This window comes from Streptomyces sp. CNP082 (assembly GCF_059570535.1).
In genome coordinates this window covers 113533-125630 of sequence record NZ_JCANSZ010000007.1, presented here as the reverse complement: position 1 = coordinate 125630, position 12098 = coordinate 113533, and the positions used below count along the sequence as shown (strand labels likewise).

Genomic DNA, 12098 nt, shown 5'->3' with positions numbered 1-12098 from the left:
CCACAGGTCCGCGACCGCAGGTCCGCGCGACCCGCCGCCGGGCGGCGGCACCCGCGCGTGTCGCAACCGCCGTGCCGCAACGCGGCGTTCCGCTCCCTACCCCTGCGCGAGGCTCCCGTGCAGGCGCAGGCGTGAGATCCCCCCGTCCGGGAGGATGTCGAGGCGCGCGTGGGTGCCCACCGCCGGGGCGGCGAGCACGAAGCGGTGGTTGGTGTCCGGCTGCAGCCGGGTGCGGGGCAGGATCTCGGTCCACTCGCCCGCGGTCCCGTCCCGTACCGACACCGCCGCCCAGCCCGCCGCGTTGCCCTTCAGATACGCCGTGTCTATCTCCACCGCGCGGATCTCACCGCGGCCCGCGAGCGCGTAGCGGATCCAGTCGTGGCCGGTGTCCCGGCGGCGCCGCGTCTCCCAGCCGTCGTCCATCTGCCGGGACCGGCCCGGGCGGATGGTGTTGAGGGGCGGGGAGTAGAAGCGGTCCGAGGCGTCCTCGACCCGGCCGCCGTGCTCCAGCGCGACGAGGTCGAAGGTGCCGAGCGCCGCCAGCCACGCCGGGTCCGGAACGACCTCGCCGTGGACGCGCAGGCGCGCGATGCCGCCGTCGGGGTGCTGGCGCAGCCGCAGATGCGTCAGGCGGCGCCCGCCGGTGACGGCGAAGCCGTTCGCGGCGTGGCCGCCGACCGCCGTGCGGGGCACCAGTTCGGTCCACCGCACGTCCGCCGCGAGCAGCGCGGCCACGGACGGTGTGCCGGGGACCTCCGCGCCCTCGACGCTCACGGACTGCGGGTGGTTGCCGCGGAAGTGGGCGGTGTCGACGACGATGCCGCGTACGACGCCCGGGGCGCCGAGGCGTACCAGCGCCCAGTCGTGGTCGTCCGCGGCCGGGTGCGGGGCGTCGGGGCCGGTGCCGCGGCGGCGCCTGGTCTCCCAGCCGTCCATGACCTTGCCCTTGTGGCCGAACGCCGCCGGGTCGAACTCCGCCCGCTCCGGCCGCAGCAGGTTCTCGCGCGGGGCGAAGAACTCGTCGTTCGCGGCGATCACCGCACCGCCCAGGCGCCGGTCGGCGAGGTCCGGCAGGCCGGCGAACGCGAAGTCGGCGGCGCGGTAGTCGGCGTAGGGGTCGCCGCCGGCGTACGGGGCGGCGGCACCGGTGAAGCGGGGGATCTCGGCGGTCATGCGCGCTGCTGCCTTTCGTCCCGGTCGGCGCGGCCGAGGAGCCGGCCGCGGGGTGCGGTGTGGGTGCCGGCGTGGTGGACGCGGCGCCCGCGCAGCCAGGTGGCGCGTACGACGCCGTGCAGCCGCCGGCCCGCGTAGGCGGTGACGGGGTTCCTGTGCTCCAGGCCCGCCGGGTCGACGGTGAAGGCGGCGTCGGGGTCGAGGACGGCGAAGTCCGCGTCGCGGCCGGGCTCGATGGCGCCCTTGGCGGCGAGTCCGGCGAGCCGGGCGGGGCCCGCGGCCATCCAGCGGGCGACGTCGGCGAGACCGTGGCCGCGGCGGCGGGCCTCGGTCCACACGGCGGGCAGGCCGAGTTGGAGCGAGGAGATGCCGCCCCAGGCGGTGGCGAAGTCGCCGGTCTTCAGCTCGGCGGTGGCCGGGGAGTGGTCGGAGACGACGCAGTCGATCGTGCCGTCGGCGAGGGCGGCCCACAGCAGGTCCCGGTTGCCGGCCTCGCGGATGGGCGGGCAGCACTTGAACTCGGTGGCGCCGTCGGGGATCTCCTCCGCCGTGAGGGTGAGGAAGTGCGGGCAGGTCTCGGCGGTGACGGGCAGGCCGGCGCGGCGGGCGGCGGCCAGGGCGGGCAGCGCGCCGGCGGAGGAAAGGTGGAGTACGTGGACGCGGGTGCCGTGCCGCTCGGCGAGCGCGACGACCCGGGCGACGGCCCGGTCCTCGGCGGCGCGCGGGCGGGAGGCGAGGAAGCCGGCGTAGCCGCGGCCGGCGGCCGGCGGGGCGCCGTCGAGTACGCCGGGGTCCTCGGCGTGGACGACGAGCAGCGCCCCGAGGCGGGCGGCCTCGGCGGCGGCGCTTTCCACGTCGGCACCGGCGAGCGGGGGGAACTCCTCGACGCCGGACGGGGAGAGGAAGCACTTGAAGCCGAAGACGCCGGCGGCGTGCAGCGCTTCGAAGTCGGCGGTGTTGCCGGGGACGGCCCCGCCCCAGAAGCCGACGTCGATGTGCGCCCGGGGCCCGGCCACGGCCCGCTTGACGTCGAGCGCGCGGGCGGTGGTGGTGGGCGGCAGGCTGTTGAGCGGCATGTCGATCAGGGTGGTGACGCCGCCCGCGGCGGCGGCCCGGGTGGCGGTGGCAAAGCCCTCCCACTCGCTGCGGCCGGGGTCGTTGACGTGGACGTGGGTGTCGACGAGGCCGGGCAGCAGCGCGTCGCCGCCGCAGTCCTCGGCGCGGGCGCCGGGCGGCAGGGCCGTGTCGTACGGCAGCACGGCGGCGATCCGGCCGCCGGCGACCGCGACGGCGGCGGGCCGCTCGCCTTCGGGGGTGACGACGCGGCGGGCGCGCAGCAGCAGTTCGACGTCCGGCACCCGGTCCCCTCTCGGCGGCCCCCAGCTTCAACGTTCTGTTGAAATGCACTGTCGCCGCAGGTGCCCGCCTCGTCAAGGGCGGCCCGCCGGGCGATTTGACGGATTCCACATGCTGAAAGCCGGATTCCGGGCGGTTAAGCTGCGGTCGCACCCGTACGGAAGGAACCGCGAACGTGGCCCGCAGCCCCGATGAGCCCAGGCCGCCCGCCGGTGGCGGCGTCCAGTCCCTGGAGCGCGCCTTCGACCTGCTGGAGCGGATGGCCGACGCGGGCGGCGAGGTGGGGCTGAGCGAGCTGGCCGGCAGCAGCGGGCTGCCGCTGCCGACCATCCACCGCCTCATGCGCACCCTTGTTGCCACCGGCTACGTACGCCAGCAGCCCAACCGTCGCTACGCGCTGGGCCCACGGCTGATCCGGCTCGGCGAGAGCGCGTCCCGGCCGCTGGGCACCTGGGCGCGCCCGCACCTGGCGCGGCTGGTGGAGGAGACCGGCGAGACGGCGAACATGGCGCTGCTCGACGGGGACGAGGCCGTGTACGTGGCCCAGGTGCCGTCGCGGCACTCGATGCGGATGTTCACGGAAGTCGGCCGGCGGGTGCTGCCGCACTCGACAGGGGTCGGCAAGGCGCTGCTGGCGCACCTGCCGGACGAGGAGGTACGGGCCCTGCTGGCCCGTACCGGCATGCGTCCGGCGACGGAGAAGACGATCACCTCACCGGACGCCTTCCTGACGGCACTTGCCGCCGTCCGCGCGGACGGCTACGCGGTGGACGACAACGAGCAGGAGATGGGCGTGCGCTGCCTGGCCGTCGCGGTGCCGGAAGCACCGACGGCGGCGGCGATCTCGATCTCCGGGCCCGCGGGCCGGGTGACGGAGGAGGCGACGGCGCGGATCGTGCCGGTGCTGAAGAAGGTCGCCCGGGAACTGTCGGCGACCCTCGCGGACGCGGACTGACCGCGGCTCCGACGACGGGGTTGTAGTGGGGCGGCGGGGTGCGTCTGGTTGAGCAAAACTCGGGCCACGTAGGCGATTTGACCCGGTTTCGAGGGCGGGTTACCGCGTGTTTGTCACGGCGGCGTTCACCGGGGCGGGTTGGGTGACGGCAGGCGGTTGGCCAGCTCGGCGACGTGCTGGTGGAGCTGGTCCAGCGGCCGGGTTGCCCCGCCGTCGGGACAGTCGAAGGACGTGATGATGCCGGACACCAGGGCCAGGGACTCGTGGATACGGTCCGCGGCACGGCCGGGATCCCGCAGCAGCCGCATCGGATCGACGCCCAACGCGGCTGCGAGGGCCTCAACAACCGCGTCACTGGGCATGCGACCTCCGCGTTCTACCGCGCGGACCATCCCGTGGGACACCCCGGAGATCGCGGACAGGTCACGTTGGGTCATTCTGCGCGCGAGGCGGGCTGTCTTCACCCTGCCGCCCACCGCGCGCGCCGTCGACGCGGGCATAACCGAACTCCATTCGCGCTACCGCGGCGAACGCTGCCCACACCCACACGTGCGGATACGCGAAACGGCCTGCCCGGGTGACCAGCAGGCCGTTTCGCACATCAGTCCGAGATGATCGCCGTAAGCTCGGTGAGGGTGCCGATGCGCCAGTCCGCAGCGCGCACCGCCTCGGGATTATCCGCCCACCAGTGCCCCCACGGGCCGCGCCGCAGATGAGCCGCCCGCATGCCCGCCCGCTTCGCTGGGAACAGGTCGTTGCGCGGGTGGTCACCGACATACGCCGTCTCTCTCGGCTCTGCCTGCGCTACCTCCAGCACGCGGTCGAAGAACGCTGCGGCGGGCTTGGCGACACCCCACTCCCCGGACGTGATGATGAGATCGGCCGGCAGGTCGAGCGCTCGCAGCAGCTTACCCGCCCGGATCGTCTGGTTCCCGGCGACGATCACGCGCACGCCGAGCTTGCGCAGGCCGCGGAGTGCTCCGCGTACATCCGGGTAGAGGTCCTCCTCTGCAAGCTGCTCGCCGCGGCCGGCCTCCTCGCGGGCAACGCGCTCGGCATCGCGTCGATGCCGGGGCGCAGCAGGCGCAGCGCATCGGCGTTGTCGCGGCCGGCTGCGACCGCGGCGCCGACGAGCGCAGACATGGTGTGCCGAGGGACGCCGAGCCAGTCGGCCTATCCCGCCCAGTGGCGGTCGTCACGGACCAGGGTCTCCCCGACGTCGAGGACGATCGTCTCCATCACAGGCGCAGCCTGGGCTCCGGCACAGACCGGGCGGGTGCACGGCCCTCACCTCCCACCGCCAGCTTCGCGTCGGCACCAGCGGATGACGGCGGATTGATTCCCCGGCACCGTAGCGCCCGAACCCGTGAGATGTTGAGCCAGGCAGGTCACCGCAGTTGGAGGAGGCGCCCATGGCGCGGCTGGTCCTGTGGGACATCGACCACACTCTGATCGACACCGGCGGTGTCGGCCGTGAACTGTCCGCTACCGCGTTCTACGAGGTCACCGGTCAGGCGATGGAGAGGCAGGCGAAGGTCGACGGCATCACCGAGTCGGTCATCTTCCGCGAGACCGCACGCCTGCACGGCCTTACCACCGATCGAAGCACCTTCGAGCGCTTCGCACGCGCCCTCACCGAGCAGCACCTGAAGCGCGCTGGCGATCTACGCGAGCGGGGCCACGCACTCGCCGGCGCCGCCACGGCCCTTGACGCCCTCGCCGACGACGCCACGCTCACACAGTCGGTCGTCACGGGCAATGTCCGTGCCGTCGCCGAGATCAAATTGCAGGTCTTCGGACTGGACCGGCATTCCCGGGCGGCGTACTCGGCGTCGATGTCGATGCCCGGCCGCAACAGCCGCAAGGCGTCGGCGCTGTCCCGCCCATGGGCGACCGCGGCACCGACCCGGCCGGCCGCCGCGAGGGCACCGCGCCCTCCGGGCGATGCCGAACCAGTAGAGCCAGCAATGCGTCAGGAACCGATTCGAAACGGGAAATTCAGATGAACGGGAAGATCGGCACCGCTGAATCCCCCGTCGCCGGGCTCCTGCTCGCCGCGGGCGGGGGGCGGCGGCTCGGGGGGCGACCCAAGGCGCTGCTGCCTGCCGGGCCCGCCGGCCGGCCGCTGGTGGAGCAGGCGGCCGGCGTGCTGCGGGCGGCGGGCTGCACGCCGGTGCACGTGGTGCTGGGGGCGGCGGCGGATGCGGTACGGGCCGGGGCGCGGCTGACCGGCTGCGTACCGGTGCTGAACCCCGACTGGGAGTCGGGCATGGGCTCGTCACTGCGGGCCGGGCTGGCGTCGCTGGAGCCCACGTCCGCCGCGGCGGCGGTGGTGCTGCTCGTCGACCAGCCGCGCATCGGGCCCGCCGCGGTCGCCCGGCTGACCGCCGCGTACACCGAGCGGGGCGCCGAGCTGGCGGCGGCCACGTACGACGGGGTACGCGGCCACCCCGTGCTGCTGGCCCGCCAGCGCTGGCCGGAGGCCGCCGCGGGCGCCACCGGCGACCGGGGCGCCCGCGACCTGCTGGCCCGCGCGGCGCGCCGCGGCACACTGGTGCTGGTGGAGTGCGGCGACGTGGCCGCACCCGACGACGTCGACACACCCGCGGACCTGGCGCTGCTCGACGAGCCGTGGGCGGGCTGACGCTGCGCGCCACCCGGCCCGTAGCGCAGGCCCGGGCGACCTCAACAGGCCGTTGAACTTCCGGGATAAGGAAACTATTCTCCACAGACCAGAAGGGTGCGGCATCCGCTTCCGGCCGCCCACGCCCGTTCCGCTGCGCCCGGCACCCGTGCCGCCCAGACGAAAGGTATGGACAGCCATGTCCGCAGTCGTCGCCGCCGCCGAACCCGCGCCCCGCCAGGACGACGTCCTCACCGACGCCGCCCTCGCCTTCCTCGCCGCACTCCACCGCAGGTTCAACCCCCGCCGCGACGAACTCCTCGCCCGCCGCGCCGAACGCCGCGCCGCCATCGCGCGCACCGCCACCCTCGACTTCCTCCCCGAGACCGCCGCCGTCCGCGCCGACGGCACCTGGCGCGTCGCCCCCGCCCCGCCCGCGCTCCAGGACCGCCGGGTGGAGATCACCGGTCCCACCGACCGCAAGATGACGATCAACGCCCTCAACTCCGGCGCGAAGGTCTGGCTCGCCGACTTCGAGGACGCCTCCGCGCCCACCTGGGAGAACGTCATCGGCGGCCAGGCGAACCTGACCGACGCCTATGAGCGCCGCATCGACTTCACCGACCCGGCCTCCGGCAAGTCCTACGCCCTGAAGCCGGCCGCGGAACTGGCGACCGTCGTCACCCGGCCGCGCGGCTGGCACCTCGACGAGCGGCACCTCACCGTGGACGGCCGCCCCGTGCCGGGCGCGCTGGTCGACTTCGGGCTGTACTTCTTCCACAACGCCCGGCGGCTGCTCGACCTCGGCAAGGGCCCGTACTTCTACCTGCCGAAGACCGAGTCGCACCTCGAAGCCCGCCTCTGGAACGAGGTGTTCGTCTTCGCCCAGGACTACTGCGGCATCCCGCAGGGCACCGTGCGGGCCACCGTCCTGATCGAGACCATCACCGCCTCGTACGAGATGGAGGAGATCCTCTACGAGCTGCGCGACCACGCCTCCGGCCTCAACGCTGGACGCTGGGACTACCTCTTCTCGATCGTGAAGAACTTCCGCGACGGCGGGGAGAAGTTCGTGCTGCCCGACCGCAACGCCGTGACGATGACGGCCCCGTTCATGCGCGCGTACACCGAGCTGCTGGTACGCACCTGCCACAAGCGCGGCGCGCACGCGATCGGCGGCATGGCCGCCTTCATCCCCTCCCGCCGGGACCCGGAGGTGAACGAGGCCGCCTTCCAGAAGGTCAAGGCCGACAAGGACCGCGAGGCGCGCGACGGCTTCGACGGCTCGTGGGTCGCGCACCCGGACCTGGTGCCGATCGCCATGGAGTCGTTCGACGCGGTGCTCGGCGACCGGCCGCACCAGAAGGACCGGCTGCGCGAGGACGTGTCCGTGGCCGCCGCCGACCTCATCGCGGTCGACTCGCTGGACACGCGGCCGACGTACCCGGGCCTGGTCAACGCCGTGCAGGTGGGCATCCGTTACATCGAGGCGTGGCTGCGGGGGCTGGGCGCGGTGGCCATCTTCAACCTCATGGAGGACGCCGCCACCGCGGAGATCTCCCGCTCGCAGATCTGGCAGTGGATCAACGCGGGCGTCGTCTTCGACGACGGCCGGCGGGTGACCCCTGAGCTGGTGCGGCAGATCGCGGCGGAGGACCTCGCGGGCCTGCGGACGGAGCTGGGGGCGGAGGCGTTCGCGGCGGGGCGGTGGCAGCAGGCGCACGACCTGCTGCTGCGGGTCGCGCTGGACGCGGACTACGCGGACTTCCTGACGCTGCCGGCGTACGAGCTGCTGGACTGACGCGCGCGGGGCGCCGCGGGCCGCGGGCCGCCCGCGGGCCCCCTCTGGCGCAGTGGGGGCGGTACGTGGTCGCATGCTGCCCATGACCGACGAGACGACCGAGCACAACTCCCCCGACTCCGCCGGCGCCTCCGACTCGGGCGGCGCCCCCGGCACCGCACGTGCCGCCGTCGCCGGCCGCTTCCGCGGCCTGCTCGACGACCTCGACCGGACCTCCGGCGCGGCGGTCGCGGGCGCCGCCACGCTGATCCTCGACGCCGTCGCCGCGGGCGGCCTGGTGTACGCGGCCGGGGCCGGGCACTCGCTGGCGATGGTCTGCGAGACGTTCTACCGGGCGGGCGGCCTGGCCTGCGTACGCCCCGTGTGGGACCCGGAGATCCTGCCGCTGAACGGGGCGACGGCCAGCACCGCCGCGGAGCGGCGGCCGGGCTCGGGGCGGGCGATGGTGGATCGGGTGAAGCCGGGGCCGGACGACGTGATGGTGGTCTTCTCCACCAGTGGCCGCAACCCGTATCCGGTGGAGATAGCGCAGGAGTGCACGGCTCGCGGGGTGCCGGTGGTCGCGGTGACGTCGATGCCGGCGTCCGCGAGCGCGACGGCGCGGGCCAGCACGCGGCTGGCGGACCACGCGGCGGTGGTGCTGGACACGTGCGTACCGCCGGGCGACGTGGTGCACCCGGTGGGGGCGCCGCACACGGCGGCGGTGTCGACGGTGCTGGGGGCGTATGTGTGGGCGCTGCTGCTGGCGGAGCTGGATGAGCGGGCGGCGGGGCGGGGGGTGGAGTTGCCGCGGTGGGTGAGTGCGAATGTGCCGGGCGGGGATGAGGCGAATCGGCGCAACTTCACGCGGTACGGGGGGCGGATCCCGGAGCTGTAGGGGGTGGCGGGGGGTGTTCCCCTGACCCGCCCCTTCCCGAAACTCGAGGGCTGCGCCCCCGAGACCCCCGCCGGGGCTCCGCCCCAAACCCCGGGGGGGCTCCACCCCCGAACCCCCTGGGGGCTGCGCCCCCTACCCCCTGGGCTCCTGAGGCGGGCCCCCGGCCCAAGCCCGGTGGCTCCGCCCCCGAACCCCCCGGGGCTGCGCCCCCAACCCCCTCGGCTCCTGAGGCGGGCCCCCGGCCCAAGCCCGGTGGCTCCGCCGCGAACCCCACCACGGGCTCCCGCCCCCAGCCCCCTCCTGAAGGGCTCCGCCCCCCTACCCCTGGCCCTCCGGGCTCCGCCTCCGAACCCCCCGGGAGCCGCGCCGTGCGGTGGTCCTGCCTCTCCCCCTCAGCCCTCCGCCGTCACCCGCGCCAGTCTTCTCGCCTGGTCCCTCGTCGCCCGCGCCACCGACTCCTCGTCGACCGTGACCAGCCTGCCCTCCTCCACCACCGGCTTCCCGTCGACCAGCGACAGCGTCACCGGCGCCGGCGCGCCCATGACCAGCGCCGCCACCGGGTCCGCGATCGACGCGTGGGCCAGGCCGTCGAGTTTCCACAGCACCAGGTCCGCCAGCTTGCCCGGCTCCAGGGAGCCGATCGCGTCCGCGCGGCCCAGGACCTGTGCGCCGCCGTACGTGCCGAGGCGGAGTGCCTGGCGGGCCGTCAGGGCCTTCTCCCGGTGCGCGCCCAGCCGGTTGATCAGCAGCGCGTTGCGCAGCTCCGTGTGCAGTTCGCCGGACTCGTTCGACGCGCTGCCGTCCACGCCCAGGCCGACCGGGACGCCCGCCGCCAGCATGTCCGGGACGCGGGCGATGCCCGCGGCCAGGCGGGCGTTGGACGACGGGCAGTGGGCGACGCCCGTGCCCGTGCGGGCGAAGGCGGCGATGTCGGCGTCGGTCATGTGGACGCAGTGGGCCATCCACACGTCGCCGCCGAGCCAGCCGGTGGACTCGAAGTAGGCCGTCGGGCCCATGCCGAACCGCTCGTGGCAGAACTTCTCCTCCTCCACCGTCTCGCTGCCGTGCGTGTGCAGCCGTACGCCCTTGCGCCTCCCCAGCTCCGCGCCCTGGCGCAGCAGTTCCGTGGAGATGGAGAACGGCGAGCAGGGCGCCGCCGCGACCTGGACCATCGCGTCGTACGACGGGTCGTGGTGCTCGTCGATGACCGCCTCGGTGGCCGTCAGCGCGCCGTCCAGGGTCTCGACGGCGAAGTCCGGCGGGAGGCCGCCGGCGGTCTCGCCGAGGTCCATGGAGCCGCGGGCGAAGGTGAAGCGGACGCCGGTCTCGCGGGCGGCGCGGATGATGGCGCCGGCGAGGTCGCCGGCGCCGCGGGGGTAGACGTAGTGGTGGTCCGTCGCGGTGGTCACACCGCCGCGGGCGAGCATGGCGAGTGAGCCCTGCGCCGCGGCGTGGCACATCGGCTCGTCGATGCGCGCCCAGGTCGGGTAGAGGGCGACGAGCCAGTCGAAGAGGTTGGCGTCCTGGGCGAGGCCGCGGGTGAGCCACTGGTAGAAGTGGTGGTGGGTGTTGACGAGTCCGGGGGTGGCCAGGTGGCCGGTGGCGTCGATCCTGCGTGTGACGCCGTCGAGTCCGGCCGGTGCCGGGCCCGCGCCCACCGACTCGATCCGGTTGCCGGCGACGACGACGTGCCCGGAGGCGTGCTCCGTGCCGGCGGCGTCCACGGTGGCGATCGCGCAGTTCTCGACGACGATGCGGCGTGCTGCCATGGGTTCCTCGGCTTCCTGGACCGGCCGGACGGGGGCCGGCGGTCAGAGGTTGGTCATGTCGTCGGGGATCCGGGCGTCCGCGCCGGGGCGCAGGACGGTCGCCTCTATCAGACCGTACGGGCGGTCGGCGGCGAAGTAGACCGCGCCTTCTGCGGCGTCGTTCGTCAGCCCGAAGGGTTCCAGGTCGACGCGGAAGTGGTGCTTGTTGGGCAGGGAGAAGCGGATCTCCTCGATCTCCGGGCGGTGTTCGACGACCCGGGCGCCCATGGCGTACAGGCTCTGCTGGAGCGAGAGCGAGTAGGTGTCGGCGAAGGCGGCCAGCAGGTGGTGCGCGGTCTGCTCGTACGACTCGTCCCAGGCGGGCGGCTGTTCGCCGGCGGCGCCCGTCCAGCGGTGCCGCCACCACGCGGAGACCTCGGTGGCCAGGACGCGGTCGTAGTCCTCCTTCAGCGTCGTGTACGCGTCCTTGGCGTAGCCCCAGAACTCCGAGTCGGTGGTGTTCATGACGACCAGGCCCCTGAGCCCGCCGAGGACTTCGAAGCGCTCGCCGTCGAAGGTGACCTGGGCGAGGCGGGTCTCCCGGCCGCGGCGTACGAAGGAGTGGCCAGTGGGGGTGCCCCCGCCAGTGGGGGTGCCCCCGCCAGTGAGGGCGTAGCCGGTGGGGGAGAGGGCGTAGCCGGTGGGGGAGAGGGCGTAGCCGGTGGGGGAGAGGGCGTAGCCGGTGGGGGAGAGGGCGTAGCCGGTGGGGGAGAGGGCGTCGATCCGGTCCCAGGCGTACTCCTCGACGCGGATGCGGGCGCGGTGGACCGGCTCCCGGGTGTCGGTGAAGTGCCGGGCGAGGTGGACGGCGAACGCCTCGGGGGACGCGATGCCGTGGCTCCTGGCGAAGGCGTACACGGTGTTCTTGACGGTGTCGGTGGGGAGTACGTGGGCGTTGGTGCCGCGGTAGTGGACCTCGTCCAGGTCGCCGGCCAGGGCGACGGAGACGTTGAGGTCGCGGACGTGGTGGGTGCCGCCGTCGCGGGTGACCTTGACGACGCGGGTCTCGGCCTTGCCGTACTGGTTGCGGCCGAGCACCGCGGCGCGGGCGGGCTGGGGGCGGTCTGCCATCTGCTAGCTCCCTCGGTATACGGAGTAGCCGAACGGGGTGAGCAGCAGCGGCACGTGGTAGTGCTCCCCGGGGCCGACGGCGAAGACGACCGCCACCTCCGGGAAGAACGCGCCGCTGTCCCGGTGCGCCGGGGCGTCCGGCCCGTTGCCGGCTGCCGGTGCGCTGAGGTACGGGCCGGTGGCGAAGACCAGCCGTACGCGGGTGGTGCCCGCCGGCAGCGCCGGGAGGTCCCGGACGCGGCCGTCGGCGTCGGTGACGGAGGCGCCGTGGACGGTCCAGCCGCCGGTGCCCCGGTCGCCGTCCCCGCCGCTGTCCCCGCCGCCGCCGGTTCCGCCGGCCGCGACGGAGAGTTCGACCGCGACGCCCACGGCGGGGCGGCCGACGCTGGTGTCCAGGATGTGCGTGGAGACGGACGTGGCGCCGACGCTCATGG

The 12098-nt window shown here is 74.3% G+C and carries 11 protein-coding genes and 1 pseudogene; 5 read left to right on the top strand and 7 right to left on the bottom strand.

Annotated features, from left to right (window positions below):
• Positions 1–96: 96 nt before the first annotated feature.
• Both alc and allB read right to left on the bottom strand, forming a co-directional pair.
• Positions 97–1173: an allantoicase gene (gene alc, locus B124_RS08905; protein WP_496502155.1), complete on the bottom strand. Its 1077-nt coding sequence runs from the start codon at positions 1171–1173 to the stop codon at positions 97–99.
• A complete protein-coding gene (allB, locus tag B124_RS08900) occupies positions 1170–2531 on the bottom strand; it encodes an allantoinase AllB (protein ID WP_496502154.1) in 1362 nt (453 codons plus the stop codon). The genes alc and allB overlap by 4 nt, the downstream gene beginning before the upstream one ends.
• A gap of 173 nt (positions 2532–2704) precedes the next feature.
• On the opposite strand from allB, the gene B124_RS08895 reads away from it, so the two are divergent.
• Positions 2705–3484, top strand: coding sequence for an IclR family transcriptional regulator (locus tag B124_RS08895; protein ID WP_496502153.1), 780 nt, complete (start codon positions 2705–2707; stop codon positions 3482–3484).
• 125 nt (positions 3485–3609) lie between these two features.
• Here the strand turns inward: B124_RS08895 and B124_RS08890 are convergent, their stop codons facing one another.
• Both B124_RS08890 and B124_RS08885 read right to left on the bottom strand, forming a co-directional pair.
• Positions 3610–3984, bottom strand: a complete 375-nt coding sequence (locus B124_RS08890; RefSeq protein WP_496502152.1) for a helix-turn-helix domain-containing protein — start codon at positions 3982–3984, stop codon at positions 3610–3612.
• Between the two features lie 101 nt (positions 3985–4085).
• Positions 4086–4723 (bottom strand): annotated as a pseudogene (locus B124_RS08885) (HAD family hydrolase).
• A 173-nt stretch (positions 4724–4896) separates the two neighbouring features.
• On the opposite strand from B124_RS08885, the gene B124_RS08880 reads away from it, so the two are divergent.
• The 4 genes from B124_RS08880 to B124_RS08865 all read left to right on the top strand — a co-directional run bounded on the left by B124_RS08880 (position 4897) and on the right by B124_RS08865 (position 8785).
• On the top strand, positions 4897–5490 hold the full coding sequence (locus B124_RS08880) for an HAD family hydrolase (RefSeq protein WP_496502151.1): 594 nt from the start codon (positions 4897–4899) through the stop codon (positions 5488–5490).
• The gene (locus tag B124_RS08875; RefSeq protein WP_496502150.1) at positions 5487–6128 is read left to right on the top strand and encodes a nucleotidyltransferase family protein; all 642 of its coding nucleotides are present in this window, start codon (positions 5487–5489) and stop codon (positions 6126–6128) included. Before B124_RS08880 ends, B124_RS08875 begins: the two co-directional genes overlap by 4 nt.
• A 178-nt stretch (positions 6129–6306) precedes the next feature.
• The gene (gene aceB / locus B124_RS08870; protein ID WP_496502149.1) at positions 6307–7908 is read left to right on the top strand and encodes a malate synthase A; all 1602 of its coding nucleotides are present in this window, start codon (positions 6307–6309) and stop codon (positions 7906–7908) included.
• 82 nt (positions 7909–7990) lie between these two features.
• Complete coding sequence (locus B124_RS08865) at positions 7991–8785, top strand: SIS domain-containing protein (RefSeq protein ID WP_496502148.1); 795 nt, start codon at positions 7991–7993, stop codon at positions 8783–8785.
• Positions 8786–9177: 392 nt separating this feature from the next.
• Here B124_RS08865 and B124_RS08860 read toward each other — a convergent pair whose 3' ends face one another.
• From B124_RS08860 to B124_RS08850, 3 genes are read right to left on the bottom strand one after another with little or no spacing between them, the layout of a single operon-like run.
• Positions 9178–10554 (bottom strand): 8-oxoguanine deaminase, encoded by a 1377-nt coding sequence (locus tag B124_RS08860; protein ID WP_496502147.1) that lies wholly within the window; start codon positions 10552–10554, stop codon positions 9178–9180.
• Positions 10555–10596: 42 nt separating this feature from the next.
• Positions 10597–11664, bottom strand: coding sequence for a factor-independent urate hydroxylase (gene pucL, locus B124_RS08855; RefSeq protein ID WP_496502146.1), 1068 nt, complete (start codon positions 11662–11664; stop codon positions 10597–10599).
• A 3-nt stretch (positions 11665–11667) separates the two neighbouring features.
• Entirely contained in the window at positions 11668–12096 is a 429-nt protein-coding gene (locus B124_RS08850) for a hydroxyisourate hydrolase (RefSeq protein ID WP_496502145.1), read from the bottom strand.
• Positions 12097–12098: the final 2 nt, after the last annotated feature.

What these genes read in the sequence shown, in the direction of transcription:
- alc (WP_496502155.1), bottom strand. Translation starts at nt 1,173, where the DNA reads ATGACCGCCGAGATCCCCCGCTTCACCGGTGCCGCCGCCCCGTACGCC.
- B124_RS08890 (WP_496502152.1), bottom strand. Translation starts at nt 3,984, where the DNA reads ATGCCCGCGTCGACGGCGCGCGCGGTGGGCGGCAGGGTGAAGACAGCC.
- B124_RS08880 (WP_496502151.1), top strand. Translation starts at nt 4,897, where the DNA reads ATGGCGCGGCTGGTCCTGTGGGACATCGACCACACTCTGATCGACACC.
- B124_RS08875 (WP_496502150.1), top strand. Translation starts at nt 5,487, where the DNA reads ATGAACGGGAAGATCGGCACCGCTGAATCCCCCGTCGCCGGGCTCCTG.
- aceB (WP_496502149.1), top strand. Translation starts at nt 6,307, where the DNA reads ATGTCCGCAGTCGTCGCCGCCGCCGAACCCGCGCCCCGCCAGGACGAC.
- B124_RS08865 (WP_496502148.1), top strand. Translation starts at nt 7,991, where the DNA reads ATGACCGACGAGACGACCGAGCACAACTCCCCCGACTCCGCCGGCGCC.
- B124_RS08860 (WP_496502147.1), bottom strand. Translation starts at nt 10,554, where the DNA reads ATGGCAGCACGCCGCATCGTCGTCGAGAACTGCGCGATCGCCACCGTG.
- pucL (WP_496502146.1), bottom strand. Translation starts at nt 11,664, where the DNA reads ATGGCAGACCGCCCCCAGCCCGCCCGCGCCGCGGTGCTCGGCCGCAAC.
- B124_RS08850 (WP_496502145.1), bottom strand. Translation starts at nt 12,096, where the DNA reads ATGAGCGTCGGCGCCACGTCCGTCTCCACGCACATCCTGGACACCAGC.